The 17,780-nt window shown below is 68.8% G+C and carries 15 protein-coding genes; 9 read left to right on the top strand and 6 right to left on the bottom strand.

The features are described 5' to 3' along the window. Window positions 1–10 precede the first annotated feature (10 nt). Window positions 11–2,083: an MMPL family transporter gene (locus Ahu01nite_RS00450; RefSeq protein WP_239158519.1), complete on the bottom strand. Its 2,073-nt coding sequence runs from the start codon at window positions 2,081–2,083 to the stop codon at window positions 11–13. A gap of 262 nt (window positions 2,084–2,345) precedes the next feature. Between Ahu01nite_RS00450 and Ahu01nite_RS00445 the strand changes: the two genes are divergently transcribed. Next, the gene (locus Ahu01nite_RS00445) at window positions 2,346–3,512 is read left to right on the top strand and encodes a monooxygenase (protein WP_203834305.1); all 1,167 of its coding nucleotides are present in this window, start codon (window positions 2,346–2,348) and stop codon (window positions 3,510–3,512) included. A 16-nt stretch (window positions 3,513–3,528) separates the two neighbouring features. Here Ahu01nite_RS00445 and Ahu01nite_RS00440 read toward each other — a convergent pair whose 3' ends face one another. Continuing rightward, window positions 3,529–4,194: a response regulator gene (locus tag Ahu01nite_RS00440; protein ID WP_307794503.1), complete on the bottom strand. Its 666-nt coding sequence runs from the start codon at window positions 4,192–4,194 to the stop codon at window positions 3,529–3,531. A gap of 293 nt (window positions 4,195–4,487) precedes the next feature. On the opposite strand from Ahu01nite_RS00440, the gene Ahu01nite_RS00435 reads away from it, so the two are divergent. After that, on the top strand, window positions 4,488–5,891 hold the full coding sequence (locus tag Ahu01nite_RS00435) for an FAD-dependent monooxygenase (RefSeq protein ID WP_203834303.1): 1,404 nt from the start codon (window positions 4,488–4,490) through the stop codon (window positions 5,889–5,891). Here the strand turns inward: Ahu01nite_RS00435 and Ahu01nite_RS00430 are convergent. Continuing rightward, window positions 5,867–6,526 (bottom strand): TetR/AcrR family transcriptional regulator, encoded by a 660-nt coding sequence (locus tag Ahu01nite_RS00430; protein WP_203834302.1) that lies wholly within the window; start codon window positions 6,524–6,526, stop codon window positions 5,867–5,869. The genes Ahu01nite_RS00435 and Ahu01nite_RS00430 overlap by 25 nt on opposite strands. Before the next feature lie 104 nt (window positions 6,527–6,630). On the opposite strand from Ahu01nite_RS00430, the gene Ahu01nite_RS00425 reads away from it, so the two are divergent. Beyond that, a complete protein-coding gene (locus tag Ahu01nite_RS00425) occupies window positions 6,631–7,455 on the top strand; it encodes an SDR family NAD(P)-dependent oxidoreductase (RefSeq protein ID WP_203834301.1) in 825 nt (274 codons plus the stop codon). A gap of 22 nt (window positions 7,456–7,477) precedes the next feature. Here Ahu01nite_RS00425 and Ahu01nite_RS00420 read toward each other — a convergent pair whose 3' ends face one another. Both Ahu01nite_RS00420 and Ahu01nite_RS00415 read right to left on the bottom strand, forming a co-directional pair. Then, the gene (locus Ahu01nite_RS00420; protein ID WP_203834300.1) at window positions 7,478–9,025 is read right to left on the bottom strand and encodes an FAD-dependent oxidoreductase; all 1,548 of its coding nucleotides are present in this window, start codon (window positions 9,023–9,025) and stop codon (window positions 7,478–7,480) included. 67 nt (window positions 9,026–9,092) lie between these two features. After that, on the bottom strand, window positions 9,093–10,529 hold the full coding sequence (locus tag Ahu01nite_RS00415) for an MDR family MFS transporter (RefSeq protein WP_239158542.1): 1,437 nt from the start codon (window positions 10,527–10,529) through the stop codon (window positions 9,093–9,095). Between the two features lie 77 nt (window positions 10,530–10,606). Here Ahu01nite_RS00415 and Ahu01nite_RS00410 point away from each other — a divergent pair, with 77 nt between their 5' ends. The 6 genes from Ahu01nite_RS00410 to Ahu01nite_RS00385 all read left to right on the top strand — a co-directional run bounded on the left by Ahu01nite_RS00410 (window position 10,607) and on the right by Ahu01nite_RS00385 (window position 17,097). Further along, a complete protein-coding gene (locus tag Ahu01nite_RS00410; RefSeq protein ID WP_203834298.1) occupies window positions 10,607–11,257 on the top strand; it encodes a TetR/AcrR family transcriptional regulator in 651 nt (216 codons plus the stop codon). Between the two features lie 239 nt (window positions 11,258–11,496). Beyond that, window positions 11,497–12,312, top strand: a complete 816-nt coding sequence (gene thiM / locus Ahu01nite_RS00405; RefSeq protein WP_203834297.1) for a hydroxyethylthiazole kinase — start codon at window positions 11,497–11,499, stop codon at window positions 12,310–12,312. Further along, window positions 12,312–13,646: an LLM class flavin-dependent oxidoreductase gene (locus Ahu01nite_RS00400; RefSeq protein ID WP_203834296.1), complete on the top strand. Its 1,335-nt coding sequence runs from the start codon at window positions 12,312–12,314 to the stop codon at window positions 13,644–13,646. Before thiM ends, Ahu01nite_RS00400 begins: the two co-directional genes overlap by 1 nt. Continuing rightward, window positions 13,625–14,425, top strand: coding sequence for a sulfurtransferase (locus Ahu01nite_RS00395; protein WP_203834295.1), 801 nt, complete (start codon window positions 13,625–13,627; stop codon window positions 14,423–14,425). Before Ahu01nite_RS00400 ends, Ahu01nite_RS00395 begins: the two co-directional genes overlap by 22 nt. A 9-nt stretch (window positions 14,426–14,434) precedes the next feature. After that, a complete protein-coding gene (locus Ahu01nite_RS00390; protein ID WP_203834294.1) occupies window positions 14,435–15,115 on the top strand; it encodes a GntR family transcriptional regulator in 681 nt (226 codons plus the stop codon). A 125-nt stretch (window positions 15,116–15,240) separates the two neighbouring features. After that, window positions 15,241–17,097 (top strand): pectate lyase-like domain-containing protein, encoded by a 1,857-nt coding sequence (locus Ahu01nite_RS00385; RefSeq protein WP_203834293.1) that lies wholly within the window; start codon window positions 15,241–15,243, stop codon window positions 17,095–17,097. Window positions 17,098–17,139: 42 nt separating this feature from the next. Here Ahu01nite_RS00385 and Ahu01nite_RS00380 read toward each other — a convergent pair whose 3' ends face one another. Further along, window positions 17,140–17,778 carry an HNH endonuclease family protein gene (locus Ahu01nite_RS00380; RefSeq protein WP_203834292.1) on the bottom strand — a complete coding sequence of 213 codons (639 nt, stop codon included), beginning with the start codon at window positions 17,776–17,778 and terminating at the stop codon, window positions 17,140–17,142. Window positions 17,779–17,780 lie beyond the last annotated feature (2 nt).

Raw genomic sequence — 17,780 nt, 5'->3', positions numbered from 1 at the left:
CCCGCCGCGATCAACCTTGCAGCGCGGGCTCCTCCTCGTCGGCGAGCGTGTGTCGATCGGTCGGCGGCCCTGCCGCTGGACGGGAAAGCGGGCTCGGCCACCAGATCCGCCGGCCGATCAGGAGGGTGAGGGCGGGCACCAGAACCGACCGCACCAGCAGGGCGTCGAGCAGCACGCCAAAGGCGACCAGGAACCCGACCTCGACCAGCATCACCAGCGGAAGTGTGGCGAGGACCGCGAACGTGGCCGCCAGGACGAGCCCTGCCGAGGTGATGACGCCACCGGTGGCCGTCAGGGCCTTCAGCATGCCCTCCCGGGAGCCGAGCCGCACGGTCTCCTCCCGGGCCCGGCTGGCCAGGAAGATGTTGTAGTCGACGCCGAGCGCCACCAGGAACAGGAATGCCAGCAGCGGCACCGAGGAGTCGATACCTTTGAACCCGAGGATCGTGTCGAATACGAACACGCTGCCGCCGAAGGCCGCCGCGAACGAGATGATCACCGTCGCCATCAGGACCAGCGGGGCCACGATCGCGCGCAGCAGCAGCCCGAGGACGATCAGGACGACGGCGAGCACCAGCGGGATCACCCGCTTCTCGTCGCGGCGGGTGGTCACCTCGGTGTCGAGGTTCTCCGCGCTCGGCCCGCCGACGATCGCCTGCGCCCCGAACACCCCGTGCACGCCGGTGCGCACCCGCTTGATCGTGTCGTACTCCGCGGCGGTGTCCGGCGCGTCGGTCGGGAACACGGAGATCTCGGCCCAGCCTCCGACGGCCTTGCCCGGGACGGCCTCTGCCACGCCTGGGGTGCGCTCGGCGATGTCGACCACCCGCTCCTGGTACGCCGGCCGCGTATAAATCGTCATCGGCTGGCCGCCGAGCTCCGGGAAGTGCCGGCGGAGAACCGTGAAGCCGGTGACGGACTCCGGCGCGGACAGGAACTGGTCCTGCTCCCGCAGGGCGCCGGTGTTACCCGTCAGACCGATGGCGAGCACGCCGAGGACTCCGAGCGAGCCGAGCGTGGCCACCCACCGCCGTCGGTTGATGCCGGTGCCGAGCCGTCCCCACAGCCCGGCCTTGTCCTGGGCGGCCGTGCTGAACCGCGGGATGGCAGGCCAGAAGATTCGCCTGCCGAGCACCACGAGCACCGCCGGGAACAGGGTCAGCATGGCCGCCAGCGCGCACAGGATGCCGGCGGCGCCGATCGGGCCCAGCCCGCTGGTGCTGTTCAAGTCCGCGACGAGCAGGCAGAGCAGGCCGGCGACCACGGTGGCCGCTGACGCGACGATGGCCGGCGCCGCGCCGCGTAGCGCGTGGACCATCGCGACCCGGACGTTCTCGTGGTGGTGCAGTGCCTCCCGATATCGAGCGATGAGCAACAACGCGTAGTCCGTGCCGACGCCGAACACCAGGATCGTCAGCAGCGCCGAGTTCTGGTCGTTGACCACGATGCCGAAGCCCTTGACGAGCAGGTAGACGGTCGCCATCGCCGTCAGTGCGGCCGCGCCCACGGCCACGAGCGGGACGAACCACAACACCGGGCTGCGGTAGGTGAGGATGAGCAGGACCGTGACGACGATGATCGTGGTGAGGAAGACCTGCAGGTCGATGCCGTCGAAGACGGCGTCCATGTCGCCGTCGATCGCGGCCGGGCCGGTCACGTCGAGTTCCAGGCCGGTGGGACGGTCCTTCGCGGCGTCACGCAACGGGCCGACGATGGCCTCCGGTGCGCCGTAGGTCGTGCTCACGTCAAGGGTGAACATCATCGCCTTGCCGTCGGTGGAGAGCCTGGTCGCCGGGCCTTCGTCATCCTCGCCGGCCGCCGCCTTCGGTGGGTACCGCCCGGCAAGGGTGTTGTGGTGGCGCTCGATCGTCGCGCGGTCGGCGCCGGTCAGGCCGCCGGCGCGGTGGTACACGAAGACGAACGTGTTGTCCTCGCCGCCGGGGAGACTGTCCTCCAGCACCGCCACCTTGGTGGACTCGGCGCCGGCCGGCAGCGTGTCCACGGCCTTGTCGGTGGTGACCGAACTCAACTTTCCGCTCAACGGCACCATGACCACCGCCAGCACCAGCCACAAACCGATCACCAACCACGGTACCCACCGGCCGGGCGGCACTTCCGCTTTGAGTGACATCAAAAGCCTCCTGACGAGTTGTATCGCTTGTCTGAGGCCACATTCGTACCGAGCGAATCTGAGACGACCGTTAATCCGGTGATCAGTAGTACCGCGGTACCACCTGCCTCCCGGCGATGACGACCGCGGTACGACGAAAGCCGACGGAATCTGTCCTAGCGTCCGAGCTATGAGGAAACCGGACAGTCCACGATGGAAGTTCACGGTGGGCGCCATGACGCTGGTGACAGCGCTCGCTGCTGTCGCCGCTTGCGGGTCGGACGCCGACAGACGTGCGGCGCCCCAAGCGGCCGGCCCGCACAGCATGCACGCCGGCGCGTCGTCGGCTCCACCGCAGCCGCTGCGCGCCGGCGAGCGGTTCCTGGACCTGAATATGGCCGAGGCCTACACGCCTTCGACCCCGGAGGGCGGCGGCACGGACGAATACCGGTGCCAGGTGATCGATCCGGGCCTGACCAGGACGGCGTTCGTGACCGGAACCCTATTCGCGCCGGAGAACGTCGCCATCGCACACCACGCCATCGTGTACGCGGTGCCGTCGGACCGCGCTGCCCTGGTGCGTAAGCAGGACGCGAAGACGCCCGGCCTCGGCTGGCAGTGTTTCGGCGGGACCGGTGTGCCCGGCGCCGACGTGGAGGGCGACGACCAGGGCGCGACGTGGGTGGCCACCTGGGCGCCGGGCGCCACGGAGACGCTGCTCGACCAGGACATCGGCTTCAAGCTGGGGCCGGGCAGCCTGATCATCCTCCAGATCCACTACAACCTGCTCGCGACCGACGGCAGACCGGCCGGGTCGGACCGCTCGGCGGTGCGGCTGCGGCTGACGGACGGCACGCCGCAGACCCGGGAACTCATCACGCTGCCGCTCGACGCGCCGACCGACCTGCCCTGCGCCCCCGACGAGTCGGGTCCGCTCTGTGACCGGGCGGCCTCGATCGCGGACGTGACGAAGCGGTTCGGACCGGATGTCGGCGAGTCGGCGGACCGTCAGGTGGAGGAATGCAACCCGGGCGGCGTGCCGAAGCCCGGTAACACCCAGACCTGCGACCAGAAGGTGCCGGCGCCGATGACGCTGTTCGCCGGTTTCGGCCACATGCACCTGCTCGGGCGGGCCATCAAGGTCGAACTCAACCCGGGCACGCCGAACGCCAAGGTCGTGCTGGACGTGCCGCAGTTCGACTTTGACAACCAGCGGCTGATCAAGTTGCCGTCGCCGGTGGAGATCGGTCCGGGAGACACACTGCGGGTGACGTGTACGCACGACGCGAGGCTGCGCAGACAGCTACCGCAGCTGAAGAAGCTGCCGCCACGCTACGTCGTGTGGGGCGACGGCACCAGCGACGAGATGTGCACGGGCATCATGACGGTCTCCCCCCGCTGACGCGCGAGATGAGATGCTAGACCGGCCGGGTGAGTCTCAGGTTGTAGGCGAGGATGACCGCCTGGATCCGGTCCCGTGCGCCGATTTTGGCGAGGACCCGCCCGACGTGGGTCTTCACCGTCGACTCCGCCAGCGTGAACCGTTGCGCGATCTCGCCGTTGGTGAGGCCCTGGCCGATGGCGACGAGGACCTCGCGCTCGCGGTGGGTCAGGAAGCTCAGCCGGGGATCCTTCCGCACGGGTCCGCAGAGGTCATCATCGAGCCGGTCGGCGAACGCGTCGAGCAGCCGCCGAGTCGCCGCCGGCGCGATCACCGCGTCCCCGGCGGCGACGGCCCGGATGCCGGCGAGCAGCTCCTCCGGGCCGATGTCCTTGAGCAGGAAACCACTCGCCCCGGCCCGCAGCGCGGCGAACGCGTACCGTTCCACGTCGAACGTCGTCAGCACCAGGATCCGCGAACGCCCACCGCCAGCGACGATGCGCCGGGTCGCCTCGATCCCGTCGACGCCCGGCATCCGGATGTCCATCAGCACCACGTCGGGCCGCAGGTGGGTGATCTGCCGAATGGCCTCGGCGCCGTTGCCGGCCTCGCCGACGATCTCGGTGTCGGGGGTGCACTCCAGCAGCACACGGAACCCGAGGCGCTGCAGCGGCTGGGAGTCCACCACGAGCACAGAAATCACGAGTGGCTGCCTTTCAGGGTCGAGACCCGTGTCGCCCGGCGATGCCCAGTTCATACCGAGCGAACCTGAAACGACCGTTAGAAACGGCGCTCAGTGCTGACGGGGGATTCGCTGAGCCCGCGTCCGCTCCAACCAGCTGGTTTTCGGTATAGTTCGCGGTTGACCGCGGCAACGCCCAAGGAGGTGAGACCCATGAACGATCTATCGATGTGGGTGCTCCCCCTTGCCGTGCCGGTCGGGCGATTGACGTAGGTGTCGCCGGGAGCGCCAGACTCTCCCGAAAGGCATTCCCTGTGTTCGACGTGATTATCGCCGGGTGTGGTCCGACCGGCGCGATGCTGGCTGCCGAGCTGCGGCTGCACGATGTTCGGGTGCTCGTGCTGGAGAAGGACACCGAGCCCGCTTCCTCCGTACGCATAGTCGGGCTGCACATCCGCAGTATCGAGCTGTTGGCGATGCGTGGGCTGCTGGAGCGTGTTCTGGAGCACGGAAGAAAGCGCCCGGCCGGGGCCTACTTCGCGGCCATCGACAAACCGGCACCAAAAAACCTGGATTCCGCGTACGGCTACCTGCTCGGCATTCCGCAGCCCGTCATCGTTCGCCTCCTCGAAGAGCATGCGGGTACGCAGATCCGGCGTGGTGCCGAGGTCGCCAACTTCGAGCAGGACGACGACGGTGTGACCGTCGAACTGGGTGACGGCGAACAGTTGCGTACCCGCTATCTCGTCGGTTGTGACGGTGCGCGAAGCACGGTGCGCAAACTGCTCGGGGTCGGTTTCCCCGGCGAGCCGTCGCGCAACGAGACGCTGATGGGCGAGATGCACGTGAGCGCGCCGCAGCAGGAGATCGCCGCGAAAGTGGCCGAGCTGAGCCGTACCGTGCGGCCGTTCTGGCTCAGGCCCGCAGGCGCCGGTGCCTACAGCGTCGTGGTCCCCGCCGGAAGAGTCGACGATCGCACGAAACCGCCGACGCTCGACGATTTTCAGCAGCGGTTGCGCGCCGTCGCCGGCACCGATTTCGGCGTGCATTCCCCGCGCTGGCTGTCCCGTTTCGGGGACGCCACCCGGCTGGCCGACCGTTACCGGGTCGGGCGGGTGTTGCTGGCCGGCGACGCGGCGCACATCCATCCACCCATCGGCGGGCAGGGCCTCAACCTCGGTATTCAGGACGCGGTCAACCTCGGCTGGAAACTGGCCGCGCAGATTCACGGCTGGGCACCGGAGACGCTGCTCGACACCTATGAGGCGGAACGGCATCCGGTCGCCGCGGACGTGCTGGACAACACCCGAGCCCAGACGGAATTACTGGCCCCCGAGCCGGGACCGCGGGCCGTGCGCAGGCTGCTCACCGAGCTGATGGACTTCGACGACGTCAACCGCCACCTGATGGAGAAGATCACCGGGATCGGCATCCGCTACGACTTCGGCGCGGGCCCTCACCTGCTCGGACGCCGCCTGCCCGACATCGACCTGGAGCAGGGCCGCCTCTACGGTCTGCTGCATCGCGGCCGCGGTTTACTGCTGGACCGCACCGGACGCCTGACCGCCGGCGGCTGGGCGGACCGCGTCGATCATCTCTCGGATTCCGGCGCAAAGCTGGACGCCCCGGCCGTCCTGCTACGACCCGATGGTTACGTGGCCTGGATCGGCGACGACCAGGAGGACCTGGACGGTCAGCTCGCTCGGTGGTTCGGCTGAACGCCCTGCATCAGCATGGTCAGGCCGCGTTCGTAGTATTCGGCCTCGTCGGGCACGCCGAGGAAGAAGTCGGCCGCCTCGGTGAGGTTCGGATAGGCCTGCGGTGACAGCGATTTGAGCCGGGCACGTTTGGCGTCGAGCAGGGTCGCGCGCCGGGCGGGGTCGGGGACGGCCAGCTCGCCCGGCTGATTGATAACCAGACCGATCAGCGCATCGAGCAGGAAGATGCTCAGCTGGGCCGCGGCGACCGGCGTATGGCCCTCGGCGCGTAGCAGGCCGATGACCAGCTCGGACAGGTCGATGCCGGCATCGGTACGCATCATGCGCAGCGGGGTGATCTCGGCGAGGGCGGGGTGGGCGCGCAGGACGCCCAGGAACGTGGTCATGACCGGGCGCAGGCCGGTCGCCCCGCCCGCGCTCAGGTCCACCTCGCCGAGCATCCGCTCGACCAGCGCGTCGAGCAGGGCGTCCTTGTCCTTGAAGTGCCAGTAGAGCGCCATCGGGGTCACGTTGAACCCGGTGGCGACCCGGCGCAGCGTGACGGCGTCGAGCCCGTCGGTGTCGGCGATCGCCATGGCGACGGTCAGCAGTTCGTCGCGGTCGAGGCGTTCGGAGGCCGGGGGTCGTGGTGTCACGGCTGTAACTATATCTCATAAAGGAGAACGGTTGACGGCGTGGCCGGCGGCGTTCTACATTCGCTATACGACGTAAATTTACGTCATATAGTTTAGGAGCAGGCATGACGCAGACCGTCCTCATCACCGGTAGCTCGTCGGGCTTCGGCCGCCGCACGGTGGCCAAATTCCTCGCCGAGGGGTGGAACGTCGTCGCGACACTGCGCGACCCGGCCGCATGGAACGGCGAGCCCTCAGAGGGGCTCCTGGTGCAGGCCCTCGACGTACGCGACGAGGCCTCGGTCGCCGCAGCCGTCACCGCGGCGACCGACCGCTTCGGCCGCCTCGACGTCGTGGTCAACAACGCGGGCGCGGGCCTGTTCTCGGTCTTCGAGGCGACCCCGCACACCGTCATCGAGGAGCTGTTCGACACCAACGTCTTCGGCCCGATGCGCGTCATCCGGGCCGCGCTGCCGATCTTCGCGCGGCAGGGTGGCGGCCGCATCGTCAACGTGACCTCCAGCAGCGCGGCCACGCCGACCCCGTTGCAGGCCGCCTATGGGGGCAGTAAGGCCGCCCTGCACGCGTTCTCCGAAGCGCTCGAATACGAGCTCACCGACCAGGCCGTCCTGGTCAAGGTCGTCGAGCCGGGATTCGTGCCGACCACCGGGTTCTTCGCGCAGACGGCCAAGCGGTTCGAGAGCATCCCGGCGCCGGAGGCCTACCTGCCGTACGTGCAGAAGCAGATGGCCCGCTTCCAGGTCGAGCCGCCCACCGGCTATTTCGGCACCGAGGACGACGTGGCCGCCGCCGTGCACGCGGCCGCCACCGACGAGACCGGCCTCTCCCGCTTCCGCGTCGGCGGCGACACCCTCGACAGCGCCCGCGCCCACCAGCAGCCCGACGCCGGCTACGACACCTGGCGCCGCACCACCTTCGCCGCGAGCTGAGGGCCGGCCCGGTTCGAGTCGTCTACGCCAGGACCGACTGATGGGTGGTCAGCCCTTGGAGGTGGTCGCGGACCCGGGTCGCCTCCCACAGCGGTACGCGTGCTGCGATGTAGCCGTCGGGCCGGATCAGAACCACGCTGTCCGGGCCGGCGCCGAAGCGGGTGGCTGCTGTGCTCATGGGGTCTAGGATCGCGCCGGTTCCGATGCGGTGGACGTGCACGCCGGCGGGGAGTCCGGTGAACGAATCGGTGCTGTTCGCGCTGTCGCAGAACACGATGATCGTCCAGTGCGGACCGCGGAACAGGTCGAACGTGCTGCCGGCGAACCCGGGCCCGCGCAGGCCCGCGGCGTACGGGGCCCGCTCCGCACTGGTGCCGTCGAGCGACACGGGGCCGGCCGGGTAGCTGATCGCGAGACCGGTCGTCACGTCGCCGCCCATGCCGGCGAGCCCCTTGTTGACGCCGTCTGCGCCGTCGGCAGCCGTGTCGACGAAGGTGCGCATCCTGGAGGTGCTCAGCTCCAGCACGGCGGCGGCGACGGGGCGGCGCTCCTGCTCGTACGTGTCGAGCAGTTCCGCGCCGGTGCCGGCGAGTACCGCGTCGAGCTTCCAGGCGAGGTTCCAGCTGTCCTGGATGCCGGTGTTCATCCCCTGGGCGCCGGCGGGGGAGTGCGCGTGGGCGGCGTCTCCGGCCAGGAACACCCGCCCGACGCGGTAACGGGGCGCGAGGCGGACGTTGGCGCGGTAGAGGGAGAGCCACGTGGCGTCGGTGATGGTGACGCGGCCCGTGCCGAGGTGGTCGTCCAGCAACCCCTGATACAGCCGCATGGTCGGTTCTTCGAGGTCGGCGCCGGCCTTGATGGTCGATTGCCACTGCCAGAGGTCGGTCGTGGGCAATGGTGTGAGGCCGATCATTCCCTGTGGCGTGGGCAGGATGTATTGGCGGCCGTGGTCGAGTCCTTCCAGCCGGAGGTCGCCGAGGTACCAGTAGTCGTCCATGGTGAACCCGTCGAAGGGCAGGCCCAGGCAGTGCCGGACGGTGCTCTTGCCGCCGTCCGCGCCGACGACCCAGCGGGCCCGGATGCTTTCCGGCCCTCGAGGGCTGTCGACGTGTACGACGACGTGGTCCTCGTGTTGTTCCAGTGCGGTTGCCGCGGTGGCGAACTCGACGTGCACACCGTCGAGCGCGAGCCGGTCGCGCAGCGGTCCCTCTACGTCGAATTCGGCGATCCACACCAGCTCCGGGTACGGGGTGGTAGTCGGATCGGGAATCGGTGTGGCGATCGGCTCGCGGTCCACGACGGTGCCGTCCGCGTTGATCATGCGGACCGGCAGCTTGGTGACGCCGCGGGTGAGGATGTCGCCGGCGACCCCGAGGTCGTCGAGGATCTCGAGGCTCCGGGGCTGCAGACCCTTTCCGCGCGACGAGACGCTGGGCCGGTCGAAGCGCTCGACCACGCGTACGTCGACGCCGCGGCGGGCCAGGTCGCAGGCGAGCGTCAGGCCGGTCGGCCCGGCACCGATGACGAGAACATCGGCGGGTACGGCTTTGTCAGCGGTGGTGCCGGACATGCTGGTCTCCAAGGTTGCTGAGGCTGAGGGGTTGCTGAGGCTGAGGGGCTGGAAGGCGTGGCGCGCCCTAGAGTTCGACGACACCGGATTCGGTGTGCGCGGCGCTTTTCCTGGCGGGGAGGAGGAAGACGAAGAGCAGCGGAACCGCGCTGAGGCCGAAGATCCACCAGAAGGCGCCGGTGAAGGCCGCGAGCCCGTCCGCCGGTGTGATGGCGCTGCTGAGCATCGTCTGCAGGATCACGGCGATGACCGCGACGCCGAACGGTGATCCGACACGCTGCACGACGCTGAACGCGGCACTGGCGCGGGGCGCCTCGTCGTGGGTCAGGCTTGCGAAGGCGAGCGTCATGACCGGCTGCATGATGGCGCCGAAGCCGATGCCCTGGACGAATTGGCCGGCCAGCAGCAGGGCGGTGCCGCCATGCAGGCCGGCCAGGGCGAAGGGCAGGACCCCTGCCATGGTCAGCAGGACGCCGGTGGCGACGACGAGGCGGCCGTCGACGTGGGCCACCAGTTTGCGGGCCAGCACGAAGAAGGACACCGTGCCGACCGCTTGAGGAATGAGCAACAGACCGGTGTGCAGGACGGTTTCGCCACGGACCTGCTGATAGAACAGCGGCAGCATGAACATCAGGGCGTACAGCGAGAATCCGTTGGCGAAGGTGATGACGCTGCTCAGGCCGAAGCTGCGCCTGGTGAAGACTCGGACGTCGATGAGGGCGCGGTCTCGCGTACGCAGGGAATGGATCGTGAAAGCGGCCAGCAGGACCACCCCGGCGACGATCGGGAGCCAGGCACCGGTGGAGGCGAATCCGTCGGCGCCCGTGGCCTGGCTGATGCCGTAGGCGATGGCGGCGACGCCGGGGGTGAGCAGCAGGAAGCCCAGTATGTCGAGCCGGTGACCTCGCTGTCCCTGGCCGGCGGGCAGCAGGATCGGGGCGAGCGCGAGCGCCGCCAGGCAGATCGGCACGTTGATGAGGAAGAGCCATCTCCAGCTCGCGTATTCCAGGATCGTTCCGCCGAGTACGGAGCCCAGGATGGGCGCGAGCGGGGCCGGAAGCGCGACCGCGATCATCGCGTGCTCGATCCGATCAGGACCGGCCGCCCGCGTGAGGATCGAGATCGAGATCGGCATGAGCATGCCGCCACCGATTCCCTGCAGCACCCGGAAAGCGATGAGCGCCGGTAGCGACGTCGCGAGGCCGCAGAGAATCGAGCCGGCGAGGAACGCGGCGACGGCGAACATCCAGGCGTTACGTGCCCCGAACCGCTCGGAGACCCACCCGCTCACCGGGATCACCGCGACATACGCCAGGAGATAGCCGGTCACCAGCCACTGTGCGTCGCCGACCGAGGCGTGGAACACCGCGCGCAGGTGCTCGAGCGCGATGTTCACGATCGTCGTGTCCAGCAGCGTGGTACTCAGGCCGAGCACCAGCACCAGGCTGATCAGGGTGAGCCGGCGCCCGGTCACCGGAGGGGGTGGAGTAGCCACCAATGTCATCGTCACGCGGCGACACTACACCGTGCAGTGCAGCTGGTAAACTGGGCAGTGTAGTAAGCTGCTGCCCGGAGGTAGGAATGGGCGAAACAGGTACGGACAAGGCATTACGCGAGGGTTCCTCGGTGAAGCGGGCGGCGATCATCGCCGCGGCCCGGGACCTCTTCGTGCACCAGGGGGTCGACCGGGTCAGCATGGACGCCGTCGCGGCTCAGGCCGGGGTGTCGAAGCGCACCGTGTATGACTACTTCGGCGACAAGCGCCGCCTGTTCCTGGCCATTCTCGCGGACGCGTCGGATTCGCTGAACGCCTCGGCGCGCGATGCCCTCGACAAGCATCTGCCCGAGACTGCGGAGATCGCCACGGTGCCGCAGCTGGAGGAGGCGCTCACCGCGGTGGCGGTCGAGCTCGGCACGACGATCGTCGGTTCGGCGGACTACGCTGCCGCGTTCGCCCTGGTCGCTCAGCAGCGCCTGCAGACGCCGGCGACCGAGGATGACGTGGTGACGGCGCCCGTGGAGAATGCGCTGGCGGAACGCTTCGCCCGGTGGGCTGCCGCGGGGCTCCTGGACGCCGTCGATCCGCAACTGGCCACAGCCCATTTCGGTGCGCTGACCCTGTTGCTGGCCTACAACGCCCAGCCGAACCCCGCCAGTGCCGACCCGGCCCGGGTCCGCCAGATCATGATCGACGGCGTCCACGCCTTCATGCGGGCTTACGGCGCGCGCTGACCGGGCCGGGCTTGCGCCGCGCGCTGACCGGGCCGGGCTTGCGCCGCGCGCTGACCGGGCCGGGCTTATCCCGCGCGCTGACCGGGCCGCGCCGGGGCCCGTCGGGCAGGGGCCTGTGAATATCCTATTGAAGTAGCGGGAAATCAGGGGATTGAGACCCGCGTCACCTGCGGAAACGGGGGTGTGACGTACGCTCGGTTCGTTGTATGCAGCGATATGCAGAACCGGGAGCGATGACGATGACCACGGCTACCCCGAACACGGCGACCCCGAACACGGCGACTTGGAACGACCCGGCGGTGCGGGAGGGCTACGCGCTGATCGCGCAGCGGGGACCTTTCGTGTACGGGCTGACGAACTACATCGCGGCTAATCTCAGCGCGAACGTGCTGCTCGCCGCGGGGGCGGGGCCGGCGATCGGGGCTGCTTCGGACTGGGTCACGACGTTCCCCGCGGGGGCGAGTGCGGTGTGGATCAATACCGCCTCGCTCATGAGCAGCGGCGAGGAGTCGTTGCGGGCGGTGGCGCGGACGGCGTTTGAGGCCGGGACTCCCTGGGTGCTCGACCCGGTGGCCGTCGGTGCGGGTGCCGTGGAGTACGACAACTTCGTGCGGTCGCTGCTGGAGTTCCGGCCCGCCGCGATCCGGGGCAACGCGAGTGAGCTCATCGCGCTCGCCGGGGGACAGGCCACCGGCAAGGGCGTGGAGACGACGGTGGACTCGTCCGCCGCGGTTGCCGTCGTGGCCGAGTTCGCTGCGAAGGCCGGTGCGGTCGTGGCGGTCAGCGGGCCCGTCGACTACATCTCGGACGGCTCGCGCACGGTGGAGGTGCCCGGCGGTGACGTGCGGCTGACCCGGGTGACCGGGGCCGGGTGCGCGCTCGGGGCGCTGACCGCCGCGTCGATCTTCGCTGTCGGGGATGCGTTCCAGGGGGCCGTCGTCTCGCATGCGGCATATGCCGTTGCGGCTGAGCGCGCTGGTGTGCGTACCCGTGGGACAGGATCTTTTGCTGTTGCTCTGGTTGATGAGTTGTCGCTGCTCAATGAGGACGCCTGATGAAGCGCATCCATCTCGGTGCGTTTCTGAATGCGGGTGTGCAGGGCACGGCGGGGTGGCGGCACCCGGACGCGTCGCCCGAGTTCCTGACCGCTGAGCACTACCTGCGGATCGCGCGCGTGCTGGAGCAGGGGAAGTTCGACTTCGCGTTCGTGCCGGACGCGCTCAGCGTGCCGCGCAGTCTCGGCGACTCGTTCGCGCCGGCCGTGAAGTGGGGGTCGGGCACGCCCCGGCTCGACCCCGTCCCCGTCGTCACGATGATGGCCGCTGTCACGACGCATCTCGGCGTGACCGCGACCGTCTCGACCGGTTATCACGAGCCTTACAACGTCGCGCGCGAGTTCGCCACGATCGATCACCTCACCGGCGGGCGGTCCGGGTGGAATGTCGTGACGAGCTTCCAGGACGCGGAGGCGCAGAACTTCGGTCAACCCAAACTGCCACCCCGGGCGCAGCGGTACGCGCGAGCCGAGGAATTCCTCGAGGTCACCACGCGACTCTGGGACAGCTGGGCCGACGACGCGATCGTTGCCGACCGGGAGTCCGGGGTGTTCGGGCGTCCCGAGGCCGTCGAGGCGATCGATCACGACGGCGAGCACTTCCGGGTGCAGGGGCCGCTGAGCGTGCCGCGGCCGCCGCAGGGTTATCCGGTGATCATCCAGGCCGGCGCGAGCGAGTCGGGGCGGGACTTCGCCGCGCGGTGGGCCGACGTCATCTTCTGCAGCCACGAGTCCCTCGAATCGGCGATCACGTTCTACGCCGACGTGAAGGCGCGCGCCGCTGCCCACGGGCGGGATCCCGATCAGCTGCTGATCCTGCCCGCCGCCACGCCGGTGATCGGGCGCGACACCCGGGACGCGCTCGCCAAGCACGAGGCGTTCGCCGACCTCGTGTCCGTGGAGGCCGGGCTGTCGCGGCTGGCGTACCACGTGAATGTCGACCTGACCGCCTATGACGTGGACGGGCCGCTGCCGACGCTGGAGGAGGTCGGCGTCGAGGGGCACTACCGCGAGGTGGTCGAGTTCGCCGAGCGTGAGAAGCTCACCGTCGGGCAGATCGGCCGCTGGTACGGCGCGCGCACCGAGGGCAGCCTGGTCGGCTCGGCCACCGACATCGCCGACACGATCGAGCAGTGGGTGAACGCGGGCGCCGCAGACGGTTTTGTCATCCAGGCCACGCATGTGCCCGCCGCATTCGAGGATTTTGTCGCGTCGGTGGTGCCGGAATTGCAGCGCCGCGGCCTGTTCCGGACCGAATACGAGGGCACGACATTGCGGGAAAACCTCGGGCTCGCGCGGCCCGCCCGCGGCGAATGGAAGGCGCGGCGCGCATGACCGGCCCCTTGGTGGATGCGGCGTGGCTGCAGGAACATCTCGGCGACGTCGTGGTTCTGGACGCGTCGATCTCGCGGTCTCCGGAAGGAGCATTCAAACCAGGATCCGATGTGTACGCGCAAGCGCACATTCCCGGTGCCCGTTTCGCCGACCTGTTCACGGCGTTCTCCGACCCGGACGGCGCTTTCCCGTTCACCATGCCGTCGGTGGGGCAGTTGCGGGACGCTGCACGCGCGGCCGGCGTACATGATGGATCGCATGTGGTTGTTTATGACCGCAACGGGGGCGCCTGGGCTGCTCGGGTTTGGTGGTTGTTGCGGGTGCACGGGTTCTCCACGGTGTCCGTGCTCGACGGCGGGCTCGGGGCTTGGGCTGGCTCTCTTGAATCCGGCATTTACGATTTGTCGCCCGCCGGGGCATTGACTCTTCGCGAGCCCGGCGCGGTGACGGCCGACCTTGTGGAGGTCGCCGCCTTTGAGGGGCCGCTGGTGTGCGGGGTGCGCAAGGCCCAGTTCGACACCGGGCACATTCCCGGCAGCATCAGCCTTCCGTACGCCGAACTGCTGCGCGACAACGGCACGCTCGACCTTTCCCTCGTCCGTTCCCGGGCCGCTGGGCTCGGAGCCGAGGCGATCGTCTACTGCGGCGGCGGGATCAACGCGGCCGGGCTCATTCTCGCGCTCGAAGCGGCGGGACTCCCGGCCCCGAGACTCTACGACGGATCGCTCAACGAATGGCGGGCCGACCCGGCCCGGCCGCTGACGTCTGCTGCGGGCTAGGTTCGGGCAATGGCGGCGAACGCACGGGACACGGTTTACCAGGCACTCCTGGAACGGCTGACGCACGGCCATTACCGCGCCGACGAATCGCTCATCCCGCAGGCGCTGAGCGAGGAATTCGACGTCTCCCGCACGCCCGTGCGGGAGGCGCTCGCCCTGCTCGAACAGGCCGGCCTGCTCGTGTCGGGGCGGCGCGGGTTCGAGATCCGCCGCCGCGGCGACGAGGAGATTCTGGAGATCTTCGAGACCCGGGCGATCCTGGAATCCTCCGCGGTGTACGCCGCCGCGACCCGGGCCACCCCGATCGACCTCGCCCGGCTGCAGGACCTGCACGACCGCTCGCAGGCCACCGATGACGCCACCGAGGTGCGGCGCGTCTTCAACCACTTCCACGACGCGCTGCGCAACGCCGCCCACAACCGGACGATCTCCTCGCTGCTCACCACGATCGAGGCGCAGGTGAAGGTCTCCGCGCCCTGGGTCACGCCGGGCGGCGCGCGCGAGTTCGGTCCCAGCTACACCGAGCACGCCGCGATCCTCGACGCGATCCGCGCCGGCGACGCCGTGGGAGCCCGCACCGCGGCGCTCACCCACAGCGCGCACGACCGCGACACCCGGGTAAGCCAGTTGATTGTGCGCATGGCGGAAGACCTCACATCCCCCGACTCCACGGCGGCCGGGTGGCGGTAACAACGGGCCGTTCGGGCAGGGCTTGTTCCGGAACCGGGGCGCACTGTTGACTTCCAGCTCCGTCTATCGCTTTCTGTGATCCAGTGCATTGCAGCACTGTTACGTTCACGGAAGGACCACCCCGCATGACGACACGCCCTTCCGGGCGCCGGCGCGTCGGCCGGATTCTCGCTGTAGGACTCGCGCTGGTTGTCACCAGCTCGCTGACCGCCGTTCCCGCGTCCGCCGCCCCCATCGCGGTTGCGCCTAATTTCGGGTCGAACGTCACCATTTTCGATCCCAGCATGCCGGTGGAGCAGATCCAGGCCACCCTCGACGCCACGTACGCCAAGCAGGTCGACAACGAAATGGGTACGGCGCGGTTCGCGTACCTGTTCAAGCCTGGCACCTATGGCACCACCGAGAAGCCGCTGCAGATCAAGGTGGGCTACTACACCGAGATCTCCGGGCTCGGCGCGGCACCGACCGACGTCGTCATCAACGGCAAGGTCGAGGTCTACAACCGGTGCCTCGCCGACAACGGCACCGGTAACTGCCTCGCGCTGGTCAACTTCTGGCGCACCCTGTCCAACCTGACCATCAACATCAACGGTGCCGGGCAGGACGGCTGCCGTGCCGGGGCGAACTTCTGGGCGGTGTCGCAGGCGGTCTCGCTGCGCCGGCTCAACGTCTCCGGCGGCAACTTCTCCCTGATGGACTACTGCACCGCGGGTCCGCAGTACGCCAGCGGCGGCTTCATCGCGAACTCGAAGTTCCCGACGGTCATCAACGGCTCGCAGCAGCAGTGGCTCACCCGCAACAGCGAGGTGGCGAGCTGGTCCAACGGCGTGTGGAACCAGGTCTTCTCCGGCGTCGTGGGAGCGCCCGACGACTCGGCGTTCCCGGACCCGCCGTACACCACGGTCGCGCAGACCCCGGTCAGCCGGGAGAAGCCGTACCTGTTCGTCGACGCCAAGGGCAAGTACAACGTCCAGGTGCCCGCCGCGCAGCGCAACACCAGCGGCACGTCGTGGAGCGGTGGCCGTACGATCCCGCTCAGTGACTTCTTTGTCGCGAAGCCCTCCGACCCGGTGTGGCTGATCAACGCGAACCTGGCGCTGGGCAAGAACCTCCTGCTCAGCCCCGGCATGTACGACATCGCGTCCAGCATCAACGTCTGGCACCCCAACCAGGTGGTCCTCGGCATCGGCCACGCGACGCTGACCGCCGTCAACGGTGCGACGCCGCTGGTCGTGGCGGACGTACCCGGCGTGGTCGTCGCGGGTGTCACGGTCGACGCAGGCCTCAAGGAGTCGAAGACGCTGCTGCGCGTGGGCGTCAAGAACGGCTTCGGGATCAGCTCGCCGAGCAACCCGACCACGCTGTCCGACGTGTACTTCCGCGTCGGCGGCCCGCACGTCGGCAAGACCGACACCGCGCTGGAGGTCAACAGCGACAATGTGCTCATCGACCACACCTGGGTGTGGCGCGCGGACCACGGCCTCGAAGGCTTCACCGAGGGCGTGAACGGTGACACCCAGCGCTGGCGCACCAACACCGGTCGCTACGGCGCCGTGATCAACGGCGACAACGTGACCGCGACGGGCCTGTTCGTCGAGCACTTCCAGAAGTACAACACCGTCTGGAACGGCGACAAGGGCACGACGATCCTCTACCAGAACGAGCTGCCGTACGACCCGCCCACGCAGGCGGACTGGATGAACGGCAAGGTCGAGGGGTACGCGGGTTACAAGGTCGGCGACAAGGTCCGCAACCACCAGCTCTACGGTGCGGGCGTCTACGTCTTCAACCAGAACAACCCGTCCATCCACACGGAGAACGGCTTCGAGGTCCCCAACCGTCCCGGTGTGAAACTGCACCACATCATGACGGTGAACCTCAGCGCCGGCACGATCGACCACGTCGTCAACGGCGTGGGCGCGGCTGCTGACCCGCCCAGCAGCGGTGTCCCGGTCTACGTCACGGACTACCCCGCGTCGTAGTTTGTTCGGGCCGGGGCTCACGCCCCGGCCCGTTTCGGCAGTTCAGCAGGTGGCGAGCATCGAGGTCAGCGCGGTCTTCTCGGCGCTGGTGATCGTCAGCGCCCAGACATACTTGACCTTGACCCAGGCCCGCGAGTACGTGCAGTAGTAGCTGGTCAGCGGCGGCTTCCAGGCATCGGGCGACTTGTCGCTCTTCGACTGGTTGACGTTGTCCGTGACGGCCCACAGCTGCGGGTTGGTCAGATCGTTGGCGAAACTCTCGCGCTTCGTCGTCGTCCAGCCCCAGGCGCCGGAGATCCAGGCGTTCTTGAGCGGCACCATGTGATCGATGTCCACGTCGGAGGCGGCGGTCCAGGTCGCTCCGTCGTACGGGCTGTACCAGCTGCCCGACGTCGACGCACACGCCGAGTTGACCACGACGCCCGTACCGTCACGCTTGAGCACGGTCTCCCGGGTGTTGCACGTCCCCGAGATCGTGTCCCAGGTCGGGAAGAGATCCCGGTCGTACGTGTCGGTATGCGTCGACGCGGTGACGGTCAGGGTGGCGAGATAGGTCTTTGCGGTCGCGGCCGTCGGGATTCCCGGTGCGGTCGCTCCTGCAGGCGCGGCGAACGCGATCTGCAGAACGGCGGTGAACGTGGCCGCGGCAAGCGCGGCAGCGGTGAGGCGTCGTCTCTTCACAC

Origin of the sequence: Winogradskya humida (assembly GCF_016862215.1) — a bacterium.
Classification (GTDB): Bacteria; Actinomycetota; Actinomycetes; order Mycobacteriales; family Micromonosporaceae; genus Actinoplanes; species Actinoplanes humidus.
Note: the sequence above shows the minus strand (reverse complement) of the source record. Positions and strands in the feature narration are given on the sequence as shown.